Source organism: Klebsiella sp. LY, assembly GCF_004010915.1.
In the GTDB taxonomy this organism is placed as follows: Bacteria; Pseudomonadota; Gammaproteobacteria; order Enterobacterales; family Enterobacteriaceae; genus Klebsiella; species Klebsiella quasipneumoniae.
Genome location: NZ_CP022444.1, coordinates 1,520,029 through 1,542,120, shown reverse-complemented (window position 1 = coordinate 1,542,120; position 22,092 = coordinate 1,520,029). Strand labels below are relative to the sequence as shown.

General features: G+C 59.5%; 25 protein-coding genes and 1 riboswitch. Of the genes, 4 read left to right on the top strand and 21 right to left on the bottom strand.

All coding sequences use genetic code 11. The features are described 5' to 3' along the window. From CE636_RS10330 to pduA, 21 genes are all read right to left on the bottom strand, one after another. The gene (locus CE636_RS10330; RefSeq protein WP_032447002.1) at positions 1-867 is read right to left on the bottom strand and encodes an L-threonine kinase; all 867 of its coding nucleotides are present in this window, start codon (positions 865-867) and stop codon (positions 1-3) included. 92 nt (positions 868-959) lie between these two features. Next, the gene (locus CE636_RS10325) at positions 960-2,174 is read right to left on the bottom strand and encodes an acetate/propionate family kinase (protein ID WP_004205466.1); all 1,215 of its coding nucleotides are present in this window, start codon (positions 2,172-2,174) and stop codon (positions 960-962) included. Continuing rightward, positions 2,174-2,614 (bottom strand): propanediol utilization protein PduV, encoded by a 441-nt coding sequence (pduV, locus tag CE636_RS10320; RefSeq protein ID WP_017899224.1) that lies wholly within the window; start codon positions 2,612-2,614, stop codon positions 2,174-2,176. The genes CE636_RS10325 and pduV overlap by 1 nt, the downstream gene beginning before the upstream one ends. A gap of 4 nt (positions 2,615-2,618) precedes the next feature. Beyond that, complete coding sequence (gene pduU, locus CE636_RS10315) at positions 2,619-2,969, bottom strand: propanediol utilization microcompartment protein PduU (protein WP_004205469.1); 351 nt, start codon at positions 2,967-2,969, stop codon at positions 2,619-2,621. Next, positions 2,969-3,523, bottom strand: a complete 555-nt coding sequence (pduT, locus tag CE636_RS10310; RefSeq protein WP_017899223.1) for a propanediol utilization microcompartment protein PduT — start codon at positions 3,521-3,523, stop codon at positions 2,969-2,971. The genes pduU and pduT overlap by 1 nt, the downstream gene beginning before the upstream one ends. Positions 3,524-3,525: 2 nt before the next feature. Then, on the bottom strand, positions 3,526-4,881 hold the full coding sequence (pduS, locus tag CE636_RS10305) for a cobalamin reductase PduS (protein ID WP_017899222.1): 1,356 nt from the start codon (positions 4,879-4,881) through the stop codon (positions 3,526-3,528). Next, the gene (gene pduQ, locus CE636_RS10300; RefSeq protein ID WP_017899221.1) at positions 4,878-5,990 is read right to left on the bottom strand and encodes a 1-propanol dehydrogenase PduQ; all 1,113 of its coding nucleotides are present in this window, start codon (positions 5,988-5,990) and stop codon (positions 4,878-4,880) included. The genes pduS and pduQ overlap by 4 nt, the downstream gene beginning before the upstream one ends. Positions 5,991-6,001: 11 nt before the next feature. Beyond that, a complete protein-coding gene (gene pduP, locus CE636_RS10295; RefSeq protein ID WP_004205473.1) occupies positions 6,002-7,396 on the bottom strand; it encodes a CoA-acylating propionaldehyde dehydrogenase PduP in 1,395 nt (464 codons plus the stop codon). Further along, the gene (gene pduO, locus CE636_RS10290; RefSeq protein WP_017899220.1) at positions 7,393-8,403 is read right to left on the bottom strand and encodes a two-domain cob(I)yrinic acid a,c-diamide adenosyltransferase PduO; all 1,011 of its coding nucleotides are present in this window, start codon (positions 8,401-8,403) and stop codon (positions 7,393-7,395) included. Before pduO ends, pduP begins: the two co-directional genes overlap by 4 nt. A 9-nt stretch (positions 8,404-8,412) precedes the next feature. Then, on the bottom strand, positions 8,413-8,688 hold the full coding sequence (gene pduN, locus CE636_RS10285) for a propanediol utilization microcompartment protein PduN (protein WP_000549823.1): 276 nt from the start codon (positions 8,686-8,688) through the stop codon (positions 8,413-8,415). Between the two features lie 3 nt (positions 8,689-8,691). Then, positions 8,692-9,183 carry a microcompartment protein PduM gene (gene pduM / locus CE636_RS10280; protein ID WP_017899219.1) on the bottom strand — a complete coding sequence of 164 codons (492 nt, stop codon included), beginning with the start codon at positions 9,181-9,183 and terminating at the stop codon, positions 8,692-8,694. Next, complete coding sequence (locus CE636_RS10275) at positions 9,180-9,812, bottom strand: phosphate propanoyltransferase (protein WP_004205476.1); 633 nt, start codon at positions 9,810-9,812, stop codon at positions 9,180-9,182. The genes pduM and CE636_RS10275 overlap by 4 nt, the downstream gene beginning before the upstream one ends. Continuing rightward, positions 9,812-10,294: a BMC domain-containing protein gene (locus CE636_RS10270; protein ID WP_085955473.1), complete on the bottom strand. Its 483-nt coding sequence runs from the start codon at positions 10,292-10,294 to the stop codon at positions 9,812-9,814. The genes CE636_RS10275 and CE636_RS10270 overlap by 1 nt, the downstream gene beginning before the upstream one ends. Positions 10,295-10,297: 3 nt before the next feature. Continuing rightward, on the bottom strand, positions 10,298-10,573 hold the full coding sequence (gene pduJ / locus CE636_RS10265) for a propanediol utilization microcompartment protein PduJ (RefSeq protein WP_001057755.1): 276 nt from the start codon (positions 10,571-10,573) through the stop codon (positions 10,298-10,300). Positions 10,574-10,592: 19 nt separating this feature from the next. Further along, complete coding sequence (gene pduH, locus CE636_RS10260) at positions 10,593-10,943, bottom strand: propanediol dehydratase reactivase beta subunit PduH (RefSeq protein WP_004205479.1); 351 nt, start codon at positions 10,941-10,943, stop codon at positions 10,593-10,595. Beyond that, complete coding sequence (pduG, locus tag CE636_RS10255; RefSeq protein WP_017899218.1) at positions 10,933-12,765, bottom strand: propanediol dehydratase reactivase alpha subunit PduG; 1,833 nt, start codon at positions 12,763-12,765, stop codon at positions 10,933-10,935. Before pduG ends, pduH begins: the two co-directional genes overlap by 11 nt. A 15-nt stretch (positions 12,766-12,780) precedes the next feature. Then, positions 12,781-13,302 carry a propanediol dehydratase small subunit PduE gene (gene pduE / locus CE636_RS10250; RefSeq protein WP_017899217.1) on the bottom strand — a complete coding sequence of 174 codons (522 nt, stop codon included), beginning with the start codon at positions 13,300-13,302 and terminating at the stop codon, positions 12,781-12,783. Between the two features lie 14 nt (positions 13,303-13,316). Beyond that, complete coding sequence (gene pduD, locus CE636_RS10245; protein ID WP_017899216.1) at positions 13,317-13,991, bottom strand: propanediol dehydratase medium subunit PduD; 675 nt, start codon at positions 13,989-13,991, stop codon at positions 13,317-13,319. 10 nt (positions 13,992-14,001) lie between these two features. Further along, positions 14,002-15,666, bottom strand: a complete 1,665-nt coding sequence (gene pduC, locus CE636_RS10240) for a propanediol dehydratase large subunit PduC (RefSeq protein ID WP_017899215.1) — start codon at positions 15,664-15,666, stop codon at positions 14,002-14,004. Between the two features lie 18 nt (positions 15,667-15,684). Further along, positions 15,685-16,497: a propanediol utilization microcompartment protein PduB gene (gene pduB / locus CE636_RS10235; protein WP_004205485.1), complete on the bottom strand. Its 813-nt coding sequence runs from the start codon at positions 16,495-16,497 to the stop codon at positions 15,685-15,687. Beyond that, positions 16,494-16,778: a propanediol utilization microcompartment protein PduA gene (gene pduA, locus CE636_RS10230; RefSeq protein ID WP_001183618.1), complete on the bottom strand. Its 285-nt coding sequence runs from the start codon at positions 16,776-16,778 to the stop codon at positions 16,494-16,496. Before pduA ends, pduB begins: the two co-directional genes overlap by 4 nt. Positions 16,779-17,303: 525 nt before the next feature. On the opposite strand from pduA, the gene pduF reads away from it, so the two are divergent. The 4 genes from pduF (at position 17,304) to cbiB (ending at position 22,088) form a co-directional block, all read left to right on the top strand. Then, positions 17,304-18,104 carry a propanediol diffusion facilitator PduF gene (gene pduF / locus CE636_RS10225; protein WP_017899214.1) on the top strand — a complete coding sequence of 267 codons (801 nt, stop codon included), beginning with the start codon at positions 17,304-17,306 and terminating at the stop codon, positions 18,102-18,104. A 188-nt stretch (positions 18,105-18,292) separates the two neighbouring features. Next, complete coding sequence (gene pocR, locus CE636_RS10220; protein WP_004205486.1) at positions 18,293-19,204, top strand: transcriptional regulator PocR; 912 nt, start codon at positions 18,293-18,295, stop codon at positions 19,202-19,204. 280 nt (positions 19,205-19,484) lie between these two features. Further along, a riboswitch (cobalamin riboswitch) is annotated at positions 19,485-19,663 on the top strand. A 92-nt stretch (positions 19,664-19,755) separates the two neighbouring features. Next, positions 19,756-21,132 carry a cobyrinate a,c-diamide synthase gene (locus CE636_RS10215; protein ID WP_017899213.1) on the top strand — a complete coding sequence of 459 codons (1,377 nt, stop codon included), beginning with the start codon at positions 19,756-19,758 and terminating at the stop codon, positions 21,130-21,132. After that, entirely contained in the window at positions 21,129-22,088 is a 960-nt protein-coding gene (cbiB, locus tag CE636_RS10210) for an adenosylcobinamide-phosphate synthase CbiB (RefSeq protein WP_017899212.1), read from the top strand. The genes CE636_RS10215 and cbiB overlap by 4 nt, the downstream gene beginning before the upstream one ends. The last annotated feature ends 4 nt before the right edge of the window (positions 22,089-22,092 follow it).

Below are 22,092 nucleotides of genomic sequence, written 5' to 3'. Positions count from 1 at the left end.
CTACTGCAGGGTGACGCCCCCCGGCACCATCGCCAGCAGATGCTGTTGCGGCCAGTGGGCGGCGATGCCGCGCTCTGCCAGCCGCCATTGCAAAAAATCCACGTCATGACGACGGCGGTCCAGCAGCAGGCCGACGACGCTGCCGCTGTGCGCCACGTTGAGGCCATACAATCCTGCGCTTTCCACCAGCTCCAGCAGCGCGTCAAACCCCGGCTTGGGCAACAGCTGCTGGCTGGCGATGGCGCTAATAGTGGCCGCTTCGCCCAGCAGCTGCGGGCTGCCATGCTGGCAGGCCTGCTGCACTTTCTCCCACGCCAGCTGCAGCCGGGAGGCGTTAGCCAGCAGACCCGCCTCGCGCGGCAGCTGATGGTAGTCGGTGGTACGCAGCGTCAGCGGGCTCTCCAGCACTAACAGGTCGAGCGCCGGTGGCGCAGGGCAGGCGATTTGGGTAGCGGCGGTATTATGATCGAACAGCGTCAGTTGGTGGAACAGGGTGCTGTCGGTGGGCTCCAGCGCGACGCACAGGCGCGCCAGCGTCGGCTCATCCAGCGCGTGGCCCAGATGATGGGCGGTGGCCACCGCGGTGGCGGCGATATCGGCGGTGCTGCTGGCCATCCCTTTGGCTACCGGGATCGTCGAGTGCAGGGTGATGCGGATCTGCTGACTCAGCGCCGCCGGGTAGCCCCAGTGGGCCAGCAGCTGGTCGACCATCGCCCGCGACAGCGGCCGCTCATCGTTGCGCGGTTTGCCGGTCTCGACCTCGACGGTGCTGTACCAGTCCACCGGGCAGGAGATCAGCTTCTCGCTGCCGAGGATCCAGCCCTGGATAAGTTCTCCGCACGAGGCGGGACATTGTGCAACGGCCACGTTTTCACCTTTCCGCTTACCTTCGCCAGGGCGCATAGTGGCACGGCGACCCGCCGGTTACCATGATTCTCCGCAAAGGGGAGAGGCGTCGTTTAGGCTGGTACCGCCAGCTCGCGCGCCTGCGGCAGCGCCAGGCGCATCACATCGCGGGCGATCATCAGCTCTTCATTGGTATTGATCACCGCCACTTTGACCATCGCATTTTCGGCCTGAATAAAGGTGGCGTTGTGCTGGTTTTTCTCTTCATCGACCGAGAGCCCGAGGAAATTCAGGTTATGGCAGATGGCGCTCCTGGCTCGGGCGGAGTTTTCGCCGATGCCGCCGGTAAAGATCAGCGCGTCCAGGCCGCCCATCTGCATAATATAGCTGCCGATAGTGGCGCGAATGCGCTCAGCAAACAGCGAGAGCGCCAGGGCTGCCTGACGATTACCGCTGTCCGCCGCCTGCTCGACATCGCGATAATCGTGCGAGACGCCGGAAACGCCCAACAGGCCGGACTCGTTATTCAGCAGCTGATTCAGCTGCTCCGGCGTTTTACCCTCATGCAGCGCCAGCCACGGTAGAATCGACGGATCGATATCGCCGCTGCGGGTGCCCATCATCACCCCAGACTGCGGCGTAAAGCCCATTGAAGTGTTAACCGAACGCCCGCCTTTGATTGCGCAAACGCTGCTGCCGTTGCCGAGATGACAGCACACTACGCGCAGAGCGCTCAATGGTACGCCCAGCTTTTCCGCCAGCGTCGCGCTGACGTACTTATGGCTGGTGCCGTGGAAGCCGTAACGGCGAATGCCCAGCTCGCTGTAGTAGCGCCACGGCAGCGGATAGATAAAGGCGCGCTCATCCAGCGTCTGGTGAAAAGCGGTATCAAACACCGCCACCGACGGCGCGTCGGGCAGCAGCTGGCGGAACACTTTGATGCCTAAGGCATTTACCGGGTTATGCAGCGGGGCCAGCTCTGCCAGGCGCTCGATTTCCGCTAAGGTTTCATCGGTGACCGGCGTCGAATCCTTAAAGCGCTCCCCGCCGTGCGCCACGCGGTGGCCGACGCCATCGATATCCTGCAAGCTCTGGATAATCCGATGGTTGAGGAGCTTTTCAAGCAGCAGGGTGACGGCTTCACGGTGATCGGCGATCGGCGCCGTCTCCTGCCATTTCTGCTCCGGCGTTTTGAGAGTCACCTGGGCGTTTGCCATGCCGATACGTTCGATTAATCCCTGGCAGAGCATGTCGCCCTGCGGCATCTCCAGCAGCTGGAATTTTAACGATGAACTGCCGGCGTTAATGGCCATGATTTTGTAAGACATCATAAAGGTTCCTTCGAATTCAGAAAATTCAGCACGGCATCAAGACCCAGGTTATTCAGCGCGCTGGTGATAAAAATTTGCCGGGCGCCAGCCTGCCTGAGCCACTCGCCGATCAGCGATATCCGCTGCGGGTCGGCGAGGTCAGCTTTGGTGACCAGGCCAATCGTCGGACGGTTCATCGGGACGGTAAAACCCGGAGAAAACGGCGACCACTGGGCGTCGGCATTCAGCACCAGCGCGATAACGTCGGCCTCGCAGGCGCTGGTCAGCAGGGCGCTATAAAGGCAGCGGTTCTCCAGATATTCGCCCGGCGTGTCGATGGCCATCGGCGACCATTCAATCGCCTGAGTTTTCTTGTAATGGAGCGCTTCGCCGCGCAGACCCTGGGTAAGCGAGGTTTTCCCGCACTGGCTGGGGCCGATAAGCATCAGACGTTTCATTGCGCTACGTCCGGGTGATCGTGCAGGTAGTGAACTGCATCATTTCGCCCAGCGTGCGCGTCACCTGCTTGAGGGCATACTCGACGGCGGAAACGTCGCCGGTCAGCACCACGGCGCCGGTAAAGCGGTCAAGAAAACCAATCTCTACCGCGCCGGATTTGGTGGCGATATCGCAGGCGATAATCGACGCCTCGCTGGGCGTAATGGTGAGGATGCCAATGGCGGATACCGCATCCTGCAGGCCCAGCTTCTTAAAGAGATCTTTCCCTGGATTGGCAATCAGGTGCGCGAGGGTCACCTGTTTTCCGGGAACATATTCCTGAATCATGCGATCCGTTGTTGGCTGCCTTTCCATCATCCCTCCACCATCTGTCGCCACATCGCTTCATGCGGGCGCGGGATCACCGAGCGGTAAACCAGCAGCCCTTTTTCGCCCGCGCTTTCGCTGGCAACCGTCACCGCGTTGTTGACATCAGAAACGTCGCCCGCCACCACCATGTAGCATTTACCGCCGATGCCGAAAGCCATATGCACCCGCACCAGGGTGACGTTTGAGCCTTTCACCGCCCGGTCAGCGGCGCTGATGCAGGCCGCCACGCTCCAGGTTTCAACGATGCCGACCGCCTGGCGTCGGTCTACGCTGTTCAGGCCGCTGATGGCCGGAAGGACGCTGGGATGAATATTCGCCAGAACCAGGCTGTCGACGAGCATTTCGCCGGCCTGCGAAGTGCCGGTTTCAATGGCCTGCTGGACAGCGCCGATATCGCCGCCGAGCATCAGCAAAAACTTCCCCGGACAGATGGTCTTACTGACCAGCAGATTGACGTTGGCGCTTTTCAGCATCGCATCGCCGAGTTCCATCCCTTTGGCAATGCTGGTGAGTTCTAAAATTCCTATAGCCTGAGACATGGTTAACCTCTTACCACCGTGATGGCCTGTTCGCTGATGGCCGTAACAACGCCGTCAATGCTGGCGTGAACCGGCGCGCCTAATGCACCTGCCGGAATATCGGCAACGCATTGTCCGCGCGTTACGCGCTCCCCAACCGCAACGTTGGGCACCGCGCCGGCGCCGATATGCTGGCGCAGCTGCAAAGTCACTTTTTCTACCGATGGTTGGTGTTCAACCAGCGGCGCCTCCTGGTACCAGGGGCTTAATCCCAGTTTGGCGATCAATCGCTTCACCGGTACGAGGCGGTATTTCGCCATTTCGTCGGCAGGATACAGCGGCCCTTCATAGCGCTGGTTTTGCGCGCGCAGCTCGCGTTTCAGCATGCGGTTGATGCGCATCGGCGAAATGCCGACCGGGCAGGCCACGCTTTCGCAGACGTTGCACTCCGAGCAGGTGAGGGCGCTAAGCAGCAGCTGCGGCGTAGCGGCCTGATGAAAGTTCACTGCCCGCACCAGCAGGTGCGGAGAGAGTTCGTGGCCGATCAGATGCCGGGGGCAGAGATCGGTGCATAGCCGGCACTGTTCGCAGACGGTACGGGCCACGGAAAGCACCGTGCGTTCGTCCTGCATTCTCCGCTGAATAAGCGGATGGCTTTTCGGCAGCACCAGCAGGCCGCCGGTGGTTTTGGTCACCGGGTTATCGAGAGAGGTGATCAGGCCGCCCATCATCGGACCGCCGTTAATAAAACCGGGGTCATCGACCGTCGCGCCGCCCGCCAGCGCCAGTACTTCGCGCAGCGACATGCCAACAGGTACGGTAACGGTCAGCGGTCGGGCGACCGCGCCGTTTACGGTCAGCGTACGGCGAGTGACCGGAAACTGTTGTTCAACCGCCCGGGCAATATTCAGCACCGTTTGTACGTTATTGACCACCACGCCGACGCTGGCAGGCAGCGCGGCGGGCGCGACCCGGCGACCGGTTGCCAGCCAGATGGTCAGCACTTCATCGCCCGCAGGATAGACGTCCGGCAGAATATGCAGACGGATACCGGCAGGCAGCAGCGGGGTAAGGGCGTCGATAGCCCGGCGGTATTTTTCTTTCAGGGCAATGACCCCTTCGCGCGCGCCGGTCGCCGTCATGGCGTACTGCACGCCGCGCACAAGGCGAGCAGCCTGCTGCCACATCAGCTGTTGGTCGACCTTGAGCATCGGTTCGCACTCGGCGGCGTTGACCAGAAAAATCTCTACCTGCGCCTGTAGCTTAACGTGGGCGGGAAACCCCGCTCCGCCCGCGCCGACGACGCCCGCTGCGCGCACGCGCTCGCGGATTTCATCGGCGCTATGGGTTATTTCAACCGCGTTGACCGCGCTATTCATAGCAGTTCCTCCAGCAGTTCGCGAATTTCCCCGGCGCTAGCCGGGCGCGGGTTGGTGCGTAGCGTGACGTCCGCCAGCGCGGCCTGCACCATTGCCGGAATACGCGCGGAAAAGTCGGATCTTCCTTCTTTAAGCGCAACGGCCAGTGAAGGCAGCGCACAGCTCTGCTTGAGTCGTTCGATCTGCTGAATCAGCGCATTGATCGCTGTGACGTCGTTGGCCTCTGCCGGGCAAAAGCCGCAGGCTTTGGCCAGCCGCGCATAGCGTTTGCCAGCGCGGGGAACAGCGGCGTTAAAGCGGATAACCGTGGTTAACAGCAGCGCGTTTGCCAGGCCATGCGGCAGATGAAACTGCCCGCCAAGCTGGTGGGCAATAGCGTGATTAAGCCCCAGTCCCGCCTGGCTGAAGGCCATCCCGGCGAGGGTTGAGGCGTTATGCATTTTCCCGCGCGTCGCCACGCAGTCGCCTTTTTCTACCGCCGTGGGCAGATACTGGAACACCAGTTTGGCGGCTTTTTCCGCCAGCGCGTCGGTAAAGTCGCTGGCGTGCGGCGAAACCCACGCCTCCAGCGCATGGGTCAGCACGTCCATACCGGTGTTGGCCGTAATCTGCGGCGGTACGCTGACCACCAGCTCCGGGTCCAGGATCGCCATATCCGGATACAGCGCATTGTTGAACATTGGATACTTAATGCCTTTATCCGGGTCGCTAATTACGCAGGCGCTGGTCACTTCCGAGCCGGTGCCGCTGGTGGTTGGTATGGCCACGCAGGTTTCGATGTTGATGCCGCTCTGCTGGCTGAACCAGACGATAGCTTTCGCTGCGTCCATTGCCGAACCGCCGCCGAAGCCGATGACCACCTGCGGACGCAGGGCCTGCATTTGCGCAATCCCCTGCACCACGGTATGGATAGTAGGGTCCGGCGTTATCTCGCTAAAGACGCTAATGCGGTTATCTGCGGGCAACGCGTTACGCAGGGTATCCAGCAGCGGCGAACGCGCCAGAAAGCCATCGCAGATTATCCAGATGTGCTTATTGGTAAAGCGCTTGAGCACCGCCAGACTGCCCTGACCGCTGTACAACCGCGTTTGTAGTGAGAAAGTATTCATCGCGACCTCGGTTAGCGGATGGAAAAGCCGTTGGTCAGCACGCAGCGCCGGGAGCGGGCAAAGGTGCGCGCCGAGGTTGTCCCTTCACCGGTTGGCGTGGCAATGGTAAAGGTGGTAAAACCTTCGCCGCCGACGCCGATCCCGGCATAGGAGGGGCCGTTCTTGACGAATATCGAGGTTTGCAGGGTGCGGGCCGCAAGGTTCAGGCGCGACACGTTCTGCGAGTGCATAATGGCGGTATGATGCAGCCCCTCTTCAACCTTGAGGGCCAGCGCCAGCGCGCTATCGAAATCGCGGACTTTCACCACCGGCAGCATCGGCATTAGCTGTTCGCTGGTGACCCACGGGTCATCGGCGTTGACGATAGCAATCAGCAGACGCGGCGCTTTCGCCGGCACGGCGATCCCGGCCGCTTCCAGCATGGCCGACGGGCTTTTGCCGACCAGTTTTTTGTTCGCCTGGCCTTCAGGCAGGCAGGCGGCGCGGAGTTTGTCGGTATCGGCTGGACTGAGCAGCAGCGCGCCGAAGGTTTGCATTTGCTGCACCAGGCGTTCAGCCACGCTCTCCACCACAATCAGGCTCTTCTCGGCGATGCAGGGCAGGTTGTAATCGAACGAAGCGCCGTTGATGATATCTTCCGCCGCCTTCACCAAATCCGCCGTTTCATCAACGATACAGGGCGGGTTGCCTGCGCCTGCGCCAATCACTTTTTTACCGCTCTTCATGCCCATTGCCACAATACCCGGGCCGCCGGTGATAGCCAGCACCGCGATGCGCGGGTGGGCCATCATCTGCTGGGTCGCTTCAAAGGTTGGTTCCGCTACGGTGACCACCAGATTGCGGATGCCGCAGCAGCGGAAAACAATCTCTTCAATCAGGCTGATGAGCTTGAGAGAGACCTTTTTCGCTCCTGGATGCGGGCTGAAGTAGACGCTGTTGCCCGCCGCCAGCATGCTGATGCTGTTGTTGATGATGGTTTCCGTCGGGTTGGTGCTCGGCGCGACGGAGCCGATAACGCCAAACGGCGAATATTCAAAGAGCACCATGCCGCCGTCGCCGGTCAGCGCGGTGGTGGTGAGGTCTTCTACGCCCGGGGTATTGTCGAGCGCGGCCTTGTTTTTCAGGAATTTATCTTCTTTGTTGCCCATCCCCGTTTCATTGGCGCTCTCTTCCGCCAGCGTCGCCAGCAGCGGCGTCAGCTCCTGACGTATTGCGCTGATAATGGCGCTGCGGGTTTTTAGCGGGCACTGCTGATAACGTAAGAACGCCTGGTGCGCGGCGTCGATAGCCTCGCTGACGGACTGAAAAATCCCTTTGCCCTGAGGTTGGACCGGCGTTTGCGCTGGCGTGGTTAATTGCTCGCTAAGAATGGTGCGAATCAGGGTTTCGAGTTCAGAAGTATTCATTGATGTGTTCCCACGTTAATAGCCGCGATGGCGGTCTGTGCTATGTCCATGTCCTGCTCAACGCTGCCGCCGCTGATGCCAAGACCCCCAATTAATAAGCCGTCGCGCCACAGGGCGTAACCGCCGCCAAAGGTGACCACTTTTCCCTGTAAATGCGTTTCGAGGCCGTAAAGCGCCGCGCCCGGCTGAACGACATCGCTCAGCTCATGGGTCGCCGTTTTCATCGCCACCGCGGTCCAGGCCTTTTTCGGCGCCAGTTCGCTGCTGACCAGCAGGGCGTCCGGCATCCGCCAGGTGACGGTTTCCGTACCGTGGGCATCAACGATGCTGATCACCACCGGCACCTGAAGCTGCTGCGCGCGCTCAACCGCGGCGCGGGTGAGTTGGTGCAGATCGTGGAATGAGAGCGCCATGGGCGTCGTCTCCTTGCTGTGGCTCGGCTGGCTGGCGGCCAGATAGCGCCTGCTAACCTCACGAATAATATTGTTCTGGTGCGCATCGCTATCTTCCGCGCGGGCCAGGGCGTACAGGCAGTCTGATAAGCGGTTGATGTAGCGCATCAGCACCTGGCGTACGGTAACTTCCGCCGCCAGCTCAACCAGACGGCGTTCGGCGCGGCGGGCCAGCGTGCGGGCAAAATGCAGGCGGCTCGCGGCTTCGCAGCGGCCGGGTAAAATAAAGCTATGCAGCGGTTCGACGCGGGCCATGGCCCGATCAATGGCGGCTTCCAGGGCGGAAATCTCTTCGCTGCTGATATAGCGCTGTTTGGGCGACGGCTGTTCGCTGTCGCTGGCCAGTTCTGCGCTAAACCAAAATATTTGCTGCTGGATGGCCTCGAGTAAGGCGCGGTGTTTTTTATCCGCGGCGGCGCAGGCGCACAGGCTCAGCGCGGCGTTCAGTTCGTCCAGCGTGCCGTAGGCTTCAACCCGCGGGTGCGTTTTGCTCACCCGCTGGCCGGTAAAGAGTGAGGTGGTGCCAGCGTCGCCCGTTCGGGTATAAATCGCCATATTCGCTCCTTAACGTGAAAGCGTATCGACAATGCCGACAACGGCGAGGTCGATGGCCTCGTTTGGCCCGGAAAAAACGTGCCTGGCGCTGGAGCCGCCGCTAAGCAGAACCAGCTCGCCGATCCCTGCGCCGACGGAATCCACGGCAACTTCATCGCCGGAGGTGGGGGAGGCGGGGAGTTCGCCATCGGCGCTGACCCGCCGCACCAGCAGCAGCTTTTTGCCGATCAGGGAAGGCGATTTTTGCGTGGAGACAACCGCGCCCGTGACTCGTGCCAGATGCATGATTTACTCCTGCTTAATTAATTGAATATTCCGCGCATTTGCGGCTTCGCGTGCCAGGGCGGTCACGATGCATTTGCGGTGGATAACCAGACGCCCCTGGCCCAGCTGCGCGACGTCGCGATAGCTCAGCACTGAACCTGCATGCAGGATCAGCGGCCGTCCGCGCTCGTCGGTGAATATCACCGGCAGGCGCGCCAGTTTTTTGAGCGGGATAACCGGCAACAGCTGGCTGTGCAGGGTGAGCTGCACGCGGATGCCAAACGCCAGCGCCTCGTGAATTTTCCGCGCCGCGGGATCGTCGGTTTCCGTATCCGCAAGCTGACCCAGCAGCGGCAGGTCAACGAGCAGAATGCGCAGCGAGGCGTGCTGACAGAACAGCGCTGGACAGTCGGCATCACGGAGCTGCGCAACGCTCAACGTCGCCGTGCTCTGGGCGCGACGCTGCAGCCGGGAGACAATCTCCTCCACAATGCGCTGCAGAATTTCGCCGTTCATCGCGGGCCTACCAGCCGGGCAAAGGCCTGCGGGTTATCTGCACCGGCGGCGTTGGCTTCATCGGTATCAATGTGCATTTCAAGGCGCATATCCGGTGAAACGCGAATCGCCACGTTGCTGAAGATCAGCCCGCGATCGTCGCCTTCAATGGCCACGGAGACCCTGTCGCCATGGGAAACCCGCAGGATAAGCGCATCGAGCGGCGACATATGGATATGCCGCTGCGCGACGATAACCCCTGTCGAGAGTTCTAGCTCGCCAAAAGGGCTGACCAGACGGATGCCCGGCGTCCCTTTCAGATCGCCGGACATTCTCAGCGGCGTCGCAACCCCCAGGGTTCTGGCATCGGTACGCGATATTTCCACCTGGCTTACCGAACGCAGTGGGCCGAGCAGGCGCACATTTTTAAGCTGCCCCTTCGGCCCTACCAGGGTGACGGTTTGCTCCGCAGCGTACTGTCCCGGCTGCAGCAGCGCTTTTTTCTCGCTGATGGGATGACCGGGAAACAGGCGTTCATAATCCGACGCCGACAGGTGGATATGACGATTTGAAACCCCCAGCGGAATGGGCCGCAGACGCATCTCGTCGAGGACTTTACTGACCGTTGATTCGAGAAGCTGTTTATCCATTACGCTTCACCTCGCTTGCCGGGATGAATGCAAAGGGTGCGCGGCTCGCCCTTCTGGCGCGGACATTTTGGATCCAGGCACAGGTTGCAGCTCACCACGCCTTGTTGCTGGAGGGGCTCTTCTGCTGGCGCTTCAGAAACGACATCAGCCGTCTCTGACTCTTCAGGCTCAGGTTCCATGACGGAGGGTGGGGGAGCCTCTGCTGGCAGGATCCCTTCTCCGGGTCTGGCGATGACTTTATGAGCCACCAGACCGTTTCGCTGTTCGGCAAACTGTGCACCGGTGGTGATGGCCGCCTGTACTGAGGCCACATCACCGGTAATTTTAATGACCATCCAGCCTGAACCATTGGTCTTTTCGAGGGCGACCAGCGTGATAGAAGCGGATTTCGCCATGATATCGGCGCAGCTAATAGCCAGTGCCAGACCACAAACTTCAAGTAATCCCAGTGATTGCTTCACGCGGTGCTCCTTATTCGCCATCAATCAGGCTGATTTCGGTAAAATGGCCTCAACGTCGCTGTGCGGACGCGGGATCACGTGGCAGGATTTCACTTCACCCACCACGCTTGCCGCCGCGCTGCCCGCATCCACCGCCGCTTTGACCGCGCCGACATCGCCGCGAACCATGACGGTCACCAGACCCGAGCCAATTTTTTCGTAGCCGACCAGCTGCACGTTGGCCGATTTCACCATGGCATCGGCGGCTTCAATGGCGCCTACTAACCCTTTTGTTTCAACCAGTCCCAGTGCGTTATTCATACTGCTGTTCTCCTGTTGCTTAGCTATTCAGATCCCGGAAAGGGATCCCTTTGACCAGCCGTGCCGCGTTATTACCGGTGTTGCGGTGGGCCTGACTGTCCTGATGATGCATCAGCGTAAAAAGCGGCGCCGATGCGGGTAAATTCTTGTAGTGCACGACCAGCGTATGGCGGTCGCAGGCGATGCCGACCAGCAGCGGCGAGCTGCGCGCCGCCTGCCAGGCGCTGTCCACGACATCCCCGGCCGGGTGATGCTGGAGCAGGAAAGGAATGCCTTCCTCTTCGATACCCAGCAGCACTTCGCGCCACAAGCCATCGCAGCCGTCGATGGCGGCGATCACAATAGCCGGGGCGCTGTGATTACTGTCCATGTGCAAACTCCTTATGCCAGGAGAGAATCAGCCCGGTAGCTACCGCGTTTCTGGGGCCTTCGCTGCCGCGAATATTTCCTCGCCCGGCCACCAGCCGGTAGTGCGCCAGCGCATCGGTGACCAGCTGCGGAACTTCGAAATCCAGCGACGAGCCACCGACCAGCACCACGAAGGGGATATCGCGAATGTTGCCGGTCGGGCTGACCTGGCGCAGCGCGCGCAGGGCGTTGGTGACAAAGACGCGCTCTTTGGCGCTGCGGCGAATGGAGCGCACTTTTTCCAGCGCTAAGTCGCCGGGTAGCGGCACCAGTTCGTCCGGTTTCACCACGCAGACGCGGGCGAATACGGCGGGGGGCAGCGGCGTGGAGAAGAACTGCACGCTGCCGTCCTCGTGGCGCAGATGAAACAGACTTTCCACCTTCGCCAGCGGGTATTTCTTGATCTCTTCCGCCAGATAGCGATCCTCCAGCCCCAGCTCGCGGGCAATGATCATCGTCACCATATCGCCAGCTCCGGCGAGGTGAGTGGCGATGATTTCGCCTTTGGGGTTGATGATGGAGGCATCGGTGGAGCCTGCGCCGAGGTCGAGGATCGCCAGCGGACGCGTGGTGCCGGGGGTGGTCAGCGCGCCCAGAATGGCGGCTTCGGCCTCTGCGCCGCCGATCTGTACGTCGATATTGAGCTTCTGCTCGATCTCGCGGGCAATCATCGCCATCTGCAAACGGTCAGATTTCACCATGGAGGCGATGCCCACGGCCTGCTCCAGCGAGAACTCCCCGGCAAGACCGCCGGTGACGCTCACCGGAACCGAGGTGTCAATGGCCAGCAGATCCTGAATAAAAATCTCGCTGCTGGGCTTGTTGGTCAGCTCGGCCATGGTCTGGCGCACGTGTTCCAGCATGCCGCCGATATTGGTCCCCGACTCGCCGGTGACGTTATCGAGTTTGCCGCAGCCGTCGACCGCTTTCATGATGGCTTCGGCTCCGGCGGCGACATCCACGCGCACGCTCCGGCCCTGGGCCAGCAGCTCAATGTTACCGGCGGGTATCGCGCGCGCTTTGACGTCACCGGATGGCGTTTTGACCACCACGGCGGAACGGTTGCCAATCAGCGCGCGCGCCATCGGGACGATGTTTTTCGTCTCCTCGGCGTTGAGGTGGAATACGGTGGCGATGCCGTAGGGGTTAGAGAGCGTTTCGATGACCTTTCCCGGTACGGCGACTTCTATCGCCGCCAGCATCCCCAGCGGTATGCGGTCGATGTAGAGCACTTCGTCAACGATCGGCAGCGGTTTTTCCAGCCGGTTGCTGACCAGCACGCCATCGTCACGTTGCAAAATGACGCCGGTAATCTGATATCCGGCGCGCAGGGAAGCGTTAATCACGCTGGCGATATCGGCAAAGTCAAACGCCGACGACACCACCAGGATATAGGGCGCGTCCGCCGGGCGGGTTAACAGCTCCTGCGGCGTAATGGTGATGCCCACGCCAAGCCCCGCGCCGCCGGGCGTTTTCGGGTTATGGCCGATCATGGTTGATTCGGTGATGATGGTTTCGGTAATGGTTTCCATCGCCACATCGCCAATCACCGGCGTCGCTTCGTTAATGCGGATGAGCGAAATATCGCTGACACTGATCCCCGCGCGCTTTGCGACCAGCGCGAGGGCCTCCTGAATGCCGAACACGTTACGCAACGTGCCTTTGATCCCGGTGGTTTCCGCCAGCGCGCTGTGCGTAATCGTCAGCGCGCCAGCCTCATTCAGGGTCGCCAGGGCGACTTCCGTCGATGAGTTGCCGATATCAATGCCTGCTATATATCGCATCACATGCCCCTGTAATTAATCGTCGCCCTTGAGTTTTTTACGCTCGACGTACAGCGTTGCCGCTTCACGCACGAAAGCGGCGCAGATCTTCGCCTGGTAGCGGCTTTCGAGATCGTCGGCGATCGCCAGCAGCTCCTCTTTCGTTGAACGATAGGGACGAAGGGCGTTGTAGATTTCAAGAATGCGATCGTCCGGTACCGCGGTCAGTTCGGCGGCGCGTTCGAAGTTCATCGCCAGCCGGTCGCGGCCCGCGTCACTGGCGATAGAAGCCTGTAAGCGCAGCGTTTCCGGGGTAATACGCATATCCTGAGCGGTGACTTTATTGCTCAGCACGTTTTCCAGCGTAAAGTCGTCCAGCGTTTTATTGGTGGCGGTTTTCACCCATTCCGGGTGCTTATTCGCCAGCGGGTAGTCGCTGACCTTTGCGCTACGGGGCGCGCCGCCAGCCGCCGGAGCCGCCGCTGGCGCCTCGCCCTGCAGGCTGTTCATACGGCTTAATACGTCGCGCACCATCGATTCAATTGCGTCGGTATTCATGGAGTTATCCTTTATCAAAGCGCCACGCGCAGTTCCTGCGGGTTTTTGCCCGTCACCACGTACTTGGTCTCTTTAATGTGCAAAATGGCCGATTTCGCCTGGTATTTTGGCCGCGCCATCTGGTCGTTCAGCGTCGGGACCGGCTGCGGCGATTCGCGTTTCGCATAGCGGGCGGCGTTTTTACCAATCTGGCGGTAGGTTTCCAGGGTCAGCAGCGGCGCCTGGGGGAACAGCTCCAGGTTAGAGAGCGGCGGCAGGCCCTGCTGGTGGATAACGGTGGTGCCTTTTGACTGGATGCCGATAGAGATGCCGGAACCGCTCAGGCGATTGCCTTCAACGGCGACGAAGGCCACGTCGGAGGATTTAAAGCAGCGAATTACGCGCGCCTTAATGCCTTCTTCTTCAATACCGGCAATCACTTCGCGCAGAATGCTCTTGTGCGGTATGCCGACGATATTGACGGTCTGCGCCAGGCCGAAAGCCGGGCCGACGGCGATAATCACTTCATCCTGCTGCGTGCCCTGACGCGCTTCGCCGACTTCTGTCAGGAAGCCGTCGCCAGCAGGCGCGGTTGCCTGCGGCGCAGCGGAGGCCGCCGGCGCATTAAACGAGACCGGTTTATCGCTGCTCTTCATTTCGCTAAGCACTTCTTCAATTATCAGGCGCAGCAATTTTTCATTAATTTCCATTTCTCACCCCTTAATCAATCTCGTTGGGATCAAGAGCGCCAGGGATGTTTTTAATCTCTTCCCAGCGTTCGCCCTGCAGGCGATAGCCCGTTGCCGGACCGGCATAATCGTTAACGTCGTTGACGGCTGATAGCACCTGTCCGTCGCCGACGATGATTGCGGAGGTATGCAGATAGTCCCCGGTCAGCTTGGCTTTCTGGATGTTGAGCATGTCCTGGGCCACGTCGGTGAAGCCGCCCTGCGCCAGCGCTTTCACCACCTCCAGGCCGTTGCGGTTATTATTGATGATCTCCTGGGCGAATTTGATGTCTTCGACGATGTTGCGCTCCGGCATATCTTTCGAACCGTGGGCGTAGGTCGCGGCTTCCACTTCTTCATCGGTAATCGGCGGCAGCCCCATTCCGGCAAACACGGTCTGCAGCGCGCGGGCGGCTTTGTTACGGATGGCGATAACATCTTCTTCGCGAACCGGACGCAGACCGCCGTCGACCTTCAGGTCGCGCTGGATAACGTTGTAGTCGTCAAAGTCTTCCGCATCTTCGTTGGAACCGGCGAACATGTTGTCGTAGTTCGGCACCGCGGAATAACCGGAGGAGATAAAGTCGGTTCCCGGCAGGAACTGCATCAGCAGGCGCGCGGTACGACGCATATCGGAGTGGGTGAAGGTCTGGTCGTTACTGGAGGCGCACTCCAGATCCAGCGACGAACAGATCAGGTTTTCCGCCAGCACCGCGCGAATGCCTGACGGCACCGCAGACGGTACGCCGATGCAGCTTACCGAGCCGTTTTGCAGCCCCTGAACGCCGGCGGCTTTGGTGATGTAGATGCAGCGCGCTTCCAGATAAAGCATGGATTTGCCTTCGGCGTAGCCCATCTGCACTTCGGAGCCGGAGCCGGAGGTGAAGCGCATTTTCAGGCCGCGAGAGGCGTAGGAGGAGGCGAGGAAGCCCTTCGACCACGGGGTGTCGTCGCCGTCGGTAAAGACCGGTTCGGTACCGTAGACGGAGATGGTTTCGGCGTAGCAGGTGTGGCCCAGCATGCCGAGCTTCAGTTCGGTGGCTTCTTCCAGCGAGCACTGAGTCAGTACGCCCGGGCGGCCTACCTGCGAGCCGACCAGCAGCGCGATGGCGTTAAACGGCGCATAGCGCGCGACTGCAACCGTGGTTTCCTGTTCGTCAAATCCGCGCCATGCCCCTTCGGCGGCGTCGGCGGCAATCTGTACCGGGTTATCTTTGACGTTGGTGACGTGCGCCTGCTGAGACGGGGTGCGGCGGGCGCGCATTTTCTGCATCGCCATCATCATCTCAACGACGTTCATATGCGAAACCACTTCGACAATTTTTGCCGGCGTCATCGCGGTGGTCAGCGGGACGATTTCGCTACGCTTGACGTTCGGATCGCAGAGCATATTGGCCAGTTTGACCGAATCCATCGCCATCACTTCTTCGGCGCGATTCAGGTTGATACCGTAGCGGGCGATAAAGTGGTCGATCAGGTCAAAATCGCTCACCGGTTTCCCGTCCAGCTCGGTCACCGCGCCGTTAACGATTTTTATCGACGGTTTCGGATCGTTCGGGCTTTCCATCGCGATAAAGCCTTCTTCGATCCACTCCTTAACGAAGCCGTCCTGATTCACAGGGCGTTTCGCCAGCGCTTCAAATCTTTTCGATCTCATGAATCAGCCTCGCGGGTATCAGATGTAGGAGGGGCGATCGTTTTTCGGTTCAGCACCGAGGGTCGCAAGGACGGTTTTACCGATTTCGCGCGCGGAGGTGACTGCCTGGCGGACCGCGCCGGAGTCGCCGGAAATCACCAGGATGGCTTCGTTACTGAAGCTGGTGCCGTGCGCCGGAGAGCTATACGCCACGACTTCTACGTTGGCTGACTTCAGGGCGGTATCGGCCATCAGCACGCCAACGGAGGCCGGTGCGCCGACGATAATGCCGCAGGCGCGGCCAATCGGCGCGCCGAAGGCTTTTTCCAGGGCGTAGCTGGCGCGGGCGGTGTACTGCAGCTCGATATGTCCGGCTTCATTGCCGTAAACATCGCCAAAGGTGCGATCGAGCTCTTTCAGGGCGACTTCGATACCGCGCTTAACATCGGAAACGTCGTTGCCGCCTAAAATAATCAGCGAACCGTGGCCCGCGCCGCCTTTGGTATCGCGTGGAAGCTCAATGCTGACCACTTCGGTGTTGGTGGCTTTCACCGCTTCGTCCGCCGCCATAATGTGCGGGCCTGCGCCGGTGCGGGCGCCGAGAATGCCGATGGAGCGATAGCGTTTTTCAAGCTTCATCGCGTCCAGCAGGGCGGTATCGACGTTGGCGATCACCAGGCCCAGGGTGTCGCCAATGGCGGTCCCGACAAATTCCGTTAAACTGCAGCTTTTTTCTGCCATAGCCGTCTCTCGTATTGGATGGTTTTCAGTAGGGATGGCCTGCTGTTCCGGCGTTGCCACACGGGCAATCACCTGAGCCATGATCTGTTCAACCAGCTCATTGCTGCTCATTGGCTAATTCCCTTCGGTAAGATTTTTTCTACATCGGTGTGAGGGCGTGGGATGACGTGTACGGCTTTCACTTCTCCCACGTTACGTGCGGCGGCGGCACCGGCATCGGTGGCCGCTTTCACCGCGCCAACGTCGCCGCGCACGATGACGGTGACCAGCCCGGAGCCAATCTTTTCATAGCCCACTAACATCACATTGGCTGACTTAACCATTGCATCAGCGGCCTCTATGGCTGCGGTTAAGCCTTTGGTTTCTACCATTCCTAGTGCTTCTTGTTGCATAAAGACCTCGCATGGAGTGTTCCGATAGTGGGGACTATAAGAAGATGCGAGGAAAAAGAATGGCTGACTTCAATGTGATGGTGAAAAAATAGTGGGTATTGGATAATATAATATTGTCTTTTATTTATTTAAGTGTTTGATGTTAATTAATATTTTTATTTGTGTTGATGTGATTATCTTGTTTTGTATATTCCATATTTACAAATTTGTTCATGACGATTTCAATTTTATCTGCTATGCGCGAGAAACTGATTTGTGATGTTTGTTGGAAAACGATGAGCTGGTTTTAGCAATATTTTTGCATGCCATGGTGGTGGCATAATGGCGAAAGCCGCGCGTGAGCAATGCAATTCTGCGTTATTTAATGACAATAATTTGTTATTGATGCCCGAATTTTCCGGAGGCTGCCGTCAGCAGGTTGCCAACAATTTGCGGACGGGAGTTCATATAGTGGTGCCCGTTGTACTCTACTGCCAGCAGGATGTTGGCTGGTCAGGACACGAACTCTGCTAAGAAGGTGTCATAATGAATGATTCGTTAAAAGCGCAATGTACCGCCGAGTTTTTGGGCACCGGGCTATTTTTGTTTTTCGGCATCGGCTGCCTGAGCGCGTTAAAGGTGGCGGGAGCCAGCCTCGGACTGTGGGAGATATGCATTATCTGGGGGCTGGGGATCTCGCTTGCCGTGTATCTGACTTCGGGGATCTCCGGCGGCCATCTCAACCCGGCGGTGACCGTCGCGTTATGGCTGTTTGCCTGCTTTCCCGGACGAAAAGTTTTCCTCTATATCGTTTCACAGGTTGCCGGCGCCTTTGGCGGCGCGGTGCTGGCCTATGTGCTGTACAGCACGATGTTTACCGAGTTTGAATCCGCCCACCATATCGCGCGCGGCAGCGTAGAGAGCCTGCAGCTGGCGAGTATTTTCAGCACCTACCCGGCGGCATCGCTGAGCATCTGGCATGCGGCGCTGGTTGAAGTGGTGATCACCTCCATGCTGATGGGGATGATTATGGCGCTGACCGACGACGGCAACGGCGTACCGAAAGGGCCGCTGGCCCCGCTGCTGATCGGCCTGCTGGTGGCGGTCATTGGCGCTTCAACCGGGCCGCTGACCGGTTTTGCGATGAATCCGGCGCGTGATTTTGGGCCGAAGCTGTTTACGTGGATGGCGGGTTGGGGCGATATCGCGATGACCGGCGGAAGGGATATACCGTACTTTATTGTGCCGATTATTGCGCCACTGATCGGCGCCTGTCTCGGCGCGGCCATCTATCGTTATCTGATTGGTAATAATCTACCGTGTAATACCTGTAAATTAGAGGATTAATGCATCCGCTGAAATAGCGAAAAATTTTCATGAACCGGTATCACGAACTGGCTAAAAACGTCTCCCACGGATGGGAGACTTTTGCTATCGTAATATTCTTTTATCGTTGGCGGTAAATGATGATGAAAGGAAGTGAATATTAAAGAAATGTTTTATTTATAACAAAAAATTAACTGAGAGGTTTTATCATGATTTCTGCGAGCACACTGAACTCAGAACTCATTAATAAAATCGCACAGGATTTTGCGCAGGCCACCAGTCTGGCGGTTGTGGTTGTCAATATTCACGGTGATGAAATATCTGAACTGTTTAACTTCACCCCTTTCTGCCAGCTGATGCGCCAGCACCCCCAGCACAGCTCCCGCTGTCGTATGAGCGACCGCTGCGGCGGCCTCGAGGCCTCGAAAACCGATGCGCTCTGTATCTACCGCTGCCACGCCGGGTTAACCGATTTTTCCATTCCGCTGGTTATCGCCGGGCACCTTGTGGGCTTTGTGCTCTGCGGCCAGGTTCGTCTGAGCAACGATATCGAACTGGTGGACATCCTTAACGTGGATGACCGCTGGCAGGACGATCCGGCGCTGGTTCAGGCGTTCCGCGATGTGCCTGAGATGGACTATTCGCGGGTTATCGCCTCTGCGGATCTGCTCAAGCTGATCGTCGAGAATTGCCTGAAAAAACAGCTTAACTTCGTGGTTATCAAGGATAACCCGCCGCAGAACGACCCGGCGCAGAGCAGCCGGGCGGCCTCGCCGCACGATGGCAAAATGAAGAAGGCGCTGCGCTATATCGACGCGCATCTCTCTGATGAACTGCGTCTGGAGGAGGTGGCGGCGCACGTCTATCTCAGCCCGTACTACTTCAGCAAATTGTTTAAAAAATATCAGGGGATCGGCTTTAACGCCTGGGTCAATCAGCAGCGGATGGCGAGCGCAAAAGAGCTGCTTTGCCACAGCGACTGGAGCATTGCCAGCATTGCGCGGAATTTAGGTTTTTCGCAAACCAGCTATTTTTGTAAAGTGTTTCGCCAGACCTATCAGGTAACGCCGCAGGCGTTTCGTCAGCAAATTAATGCCGGATCACAAACTGAGTCATTTTAAATGACAATATTTTGCTATTGCCGATTTTTGATATCCCGGAGTATCTTCATCATTATAAAATGAAAAAAACGACAGTAGAGCAATAAATTGTCATAGCGCAACAAAATAATGATATTCGAGGGATAAACTACACCAGTTTTTATTTTTGTGATGGGATAGAGTGTCCGTTAATACGAGACCGATGATTATTCAAAACCGCTTCACTCCGCAGGCGTCATTCTGGCGGGGGATAAGGCGGTAAAAGTAAGCTTGAAACATTAACCGCCGATGCAGGGCGCATCGGCGAATAAAACCGACAGGTTCGACACCAGTTTGGTGTCAGGGAAGGGGGTGGCAATCCCCCGCAGCCCCCGCTGCTGTGATGCTGACGACCCCGTAAAAACCACTGATCGTAAGATTGGGAAGGGCGGGCGAGAACGAAGCTAAGCCAGAAGACCTGCCTGCCGGTAACAGACCAACAACTTCGGTGGGAAGTGGGTGGCTTAGCGGTGCGTGGTCGCAGGACCAGGCATGCGCGCAGCTATACTCTGACCACCTGAACAGGACAGGGTATGGCAACCAGGCGTGCGTTCATTCTTGCGGGTACCGGTAGCGGTTGTGGCAAAACCACCGTGACGCTCGGCCTGCTCAGCTTGCTCCAACAGCGCGGTTTGCGGGTGCAACCCTGTAAAGTGGGGCCAGACTATTTAGACACCGCCTGGCACACCGCCATCAGCGGCGTCGCCTCCCGCAATCTCGACAGCTTTATGCTTCCCGCCCCGATACTCAACGCGCTGTTTGTCGACCAGCTCCAGCAGGCCGATATCGCAGTCATTGAAGGGGTGATGGGCCTCTATGACGGCTACGGCACCGACCCCAACTACTGCAGCAGCGCGGCGATGGCCAAACAGCTTGGCTGCCCGGTGATTTTGCTGGTGGATGGCAAAGCGGTCTCGACCTCCATCGCCGCCACGGTGATGGGCTTTCAACATTTTGATCCGGCCCTCAATATCGCCGGCGTGATCGTTAATCGCGTCAACAGCGACACCCACTTCCAGCTGCTGAAAAGCGCCATTGAGCGCTACTGCCAGGCGCCGGTGCTCGGTTATGTGCCGCGCGTGGAAGGCGTGGCGCTGCCCGAGCGGCATCTGGGGCTGGTGACCGCCCGCGAGTCGGTGGTTAATCAACAGGCATGGCGGGATTTTGCCAGCCTGCTGGGGCGCACCCTCGACATCGACCGGCTGCTGTCCCTCAGCGAACTGGCGAACCTGCCGGCCGGCGAGTGGGGGGAGCAGCTTGCCGCCGACGCCGGCGAAGGGCTGACGCTGGCCCTCGCCGACGACGAGGCCTTCAATTTTTATTATCCCGATAACCTGGCGCTGCTGGTCCGCTGCGGCGTGAAGATCGTGCGCTTTAGCCCGCTGCGCGATCGCCATCTGCCGGCCTGCCAGATGATCTGGCTTGGCGGCGGCTACCCGGAGCTGCACGCCGCCGGCCTGTCAGCCAACCAGGAGATGCTGGCGCAGCTCCGCGCGGCGCACCGGCGCGGGGTGGCGATCTACGCCGAGTGCGGCGGCCTGATGTATCTGGGCTCCGCCCTGGAGGTCACCGGCGGCGAGCGCTATGCGATGGCGGATATCATTCCCGGCTACAGCCGGATGGGGACGCGTCTGACCCGGTTCGGCTACTGCGAAGCGCAGGCGCAGCAGCAGACGCTGCTGGCCGCCCCCGGCGAGTGGCTGCGCGGCCATGAATTTCATTACTCCGATTTTACTCCCGCCACCGCCGCCGTGCTGGCCTGCCGTAAACAGCGGGACGGCAAGACGCTTCAGCAGTGGCAGGGAGGATGGCAGTCCGGCAGCGCCTTTGCCAGCTATCTCCATGTCCATTTTGCCCAGCGACCCACCATGCTCAACCACTGGCTGCAGGCGGCAAGGAGGACGCTATGACTCTTCTCGCCTGGTGTGTGGCCTGGATACTCGATGTCGTCATTGGCGATCCGCCGCATTGGCCGCATCCGGTGCGCTGGATAGGTCGTCTGATCAACATCAGCCAGCGCGTGGTGCGGCGGGTCTGCCATAGCGAGCGGGCGCTGCGCATTGGCGGCGGGGTGATGTGGCTGGTGGTGACCGGCCTGACGTGGGCTGTGGCCTGGGGCGTACTGGCGCTGGCGCGCGGGATCCACCCCTGGCTGGGATGGCTGGTGGAGGTATGGATGATCTTCACCGTGCTGGCGGGGCGCTGTCTGGCGCAGTCGGCGCGGGACGTCGAGCGACCGCTGCGCGCGGGGGATCTGGCGGAAAGCCGTAGCAAGCTGTCGTGGATTGTCGGGCGCGACACCACACAGCTCCAGCCGCAGCAGATTAACCGCGCGGTGGTGGAAACCGTGGCGGAAAACACCGTCGACGGCATTATCGCGCCGCTCTTCTTCCTGCTGCTCGGCGGCGCGCCGCTGGCCATGGCCTATAAGGCGGTCAACACCCTCGATTCCATGGTCGGCTATAAGCACGAAAAATACCGGGCGATCGGCATGGTCAGCGCCCGTCTTGACGATGTGGCCAACTTCCTTCCCGCCCGGCTGAGCTGGCTGCTGCTTAGCCTCGCCGCCGTGGTATGTCGGGAAGATGGCGCCCGGGCGCTGCGGACGGGCTGGCGCGATCGCTATCAGCACAGCAGTCCTAACTGCGCCTGGCCGGAAGCGACGGTCGCCGGCGCGCTGGGGATCCGCCTTGGCGGCCCGAACGACTACTTCGGCCAGCGCGTTGAAAAACCCTGGATAGGCGACGCCGTCCGCGACATTGCGGTGGACGATATTTCCCGAACCATTCGATTGATGTGGGTGGCGTCAACCCTGGCGCTGGCGCTGTTTATCGGCCTGCGCTACTGGCTGGTCGGCGCGGCCTGAGGAG

Bases quoted from the DNA above. Each gene is read 5' to 3' on its own strand.
- pduJ (WP_001057755.1), bottom strand. From the start codon at position 10,573: ATGAATAACGCACTGGGACTGGTTGAAACAAAAGGGTTAGTAGGCGCC.
- pduV (WP_017899224.1), bottom strand. From the start codon at position 2,614: ATGAAACGTCTGATGCTTATCGGCCCCAGCCAGTGCGGGAAAACCTCG.
- CE636_RS10275 (WP_004205476.1), bottom strand. From the start codon at position 9,812: ATGGATAAACAGCTTCTCGAATCAACGGTCAGTAAAGTCCTCGACGAG.
- pduA (WP_001183618.1), bottom strand. From the start codon at position 16,778: ATGCAACAAGAAGCACTAGGAATGGTAGAAACCAAAGGCTTAACCGCA.
- pduD (WP_017899216.1), bottom strand. From the start codon at position 13,991: ATGGAAATTAATGAAAAATTGCTGCGCCTGATAATTGAAGAAGTGCTT.
- CE636_RS10325 (WP_004205466.1), bottom strand. From the start codon at position 2,174: ATGTCTTACAAAATCATGGCCATTAACGCCGGCAGTTCATCGTTAAAA.
- pduS (WP_017899222.1), bottom strand. From the start codon at position 4,881: ATGAATAGCGCGGTCAACGCGGTTGAAATAACCCATAGCGCCGATGAA.
- pduB (WP_004205485.1), bottom strand. From the start codon at position 16,497: ATGAGCAGCAATGAGCTGGTTGAACAGATCATGGCTCAGGTGATTGCC.
- cbiB (WP_017899212.1), top strand. From the start codon at position 21,129: ATGACTCTTCTCGCCTGGTGTGTGGCCTGGATACTCGATGTCGTCATT.
- pduO (WP_017899220.1), bottom strand. From the start codon at position 8,403: ATGGCGATTTATACCCGAACGGGCGACGCTGGCACCACCTCACTCTTT.
- pduU (WP_004205469.1), bottom strand. From the start codon at position 2,969: ATGGAAAGGCAGCCAACAACGGATCGCATGATTCAGGAATATGTTCCC.
- pduH (WP_004205479.1), bottom strand. From the start codon at position 10,943: ATGGACAGTAATCACAGCGCCCCGGCTATTGTGATCGCCGCCATCGAC.
- CE636_RS10270 (WP_085955473.1), bottom strand. From the start codon at position 10,294: ATGGCGAATAAGGAGCACCGCGTGAAGCAATCACTGGGATTACTTGAA.
- pduQ (WP_017899221.1), bottom strand. From the start codon at position 5,990: ATGAATACTTTCTCACTACAAACGCGGTTGTACAGCGGTCAGGGCAGT.
- pduT (WP_017899223.1), bottom strand. From the start codon at position 3,523: ATGTCTCAGGCTATAGGAATTTTAGAACTCACCAGCATTGCCAAAGGG.
- pduF (WP_017899214.1), top strand. From the start codon at position 17,304: ATGAATGATTCGTTAAAAGCGCAATGTACCGCCGAGTTTTTGGGCACC.
- pduP (WP_004205473.1), bottom strand. From the start codon at position 7,396: ATGAATACTTCTGAACTCGAAACCCTGATTCGCACCATTCTTAGCGAG.
- CE636_RS10215 (WP_017899213.1), top strand. From the start codon at position 19,756: ATGGCAACCAGGCGTGCGTTCATTCTTGCGGGTACCGGTAGCGGTTGT.
- pduM (WP_017899219.1), bottom strand. From the start codon at position 9,183: ATGAACGGCGAAATTCTGCAGCGCATTGTGGAGGAGATTGTCTCCCGG.
- pocR (WP_004205486.1), top strand. From the start codon at position 18,293: ATGATTTCTGCGAGCACACTGAACTCAGAACTCATTAATAAAATCGCA.
- pduC (WP_017899215.1), bottom strand. From the start codon at position 15,666: ATGAGATCGAAAAGATTTGAAGCGCTGGCGAAACGCCCTGTGAATCAG.
- pduN (WP_000549823.1), bottom strand. From the start codon at position 8,688: ATGCATCTGGCACGAGTCACGGGCGCGGTTGTCTCCACGCAAAAATCG.
- pduG (WP_017899218.1), bottom strand. From the start codon at position 12,765: ATGCGATATATAGCAGGCATTGATATCGGCAACTCATCGACGGAAGTC.
- pduE (WP_017899217.1), bottom strand. From the start codon at position 13,302: ATGAATACCGACGCAATTGAATCGATGGTGCGCGACGTATTAAGCCGT.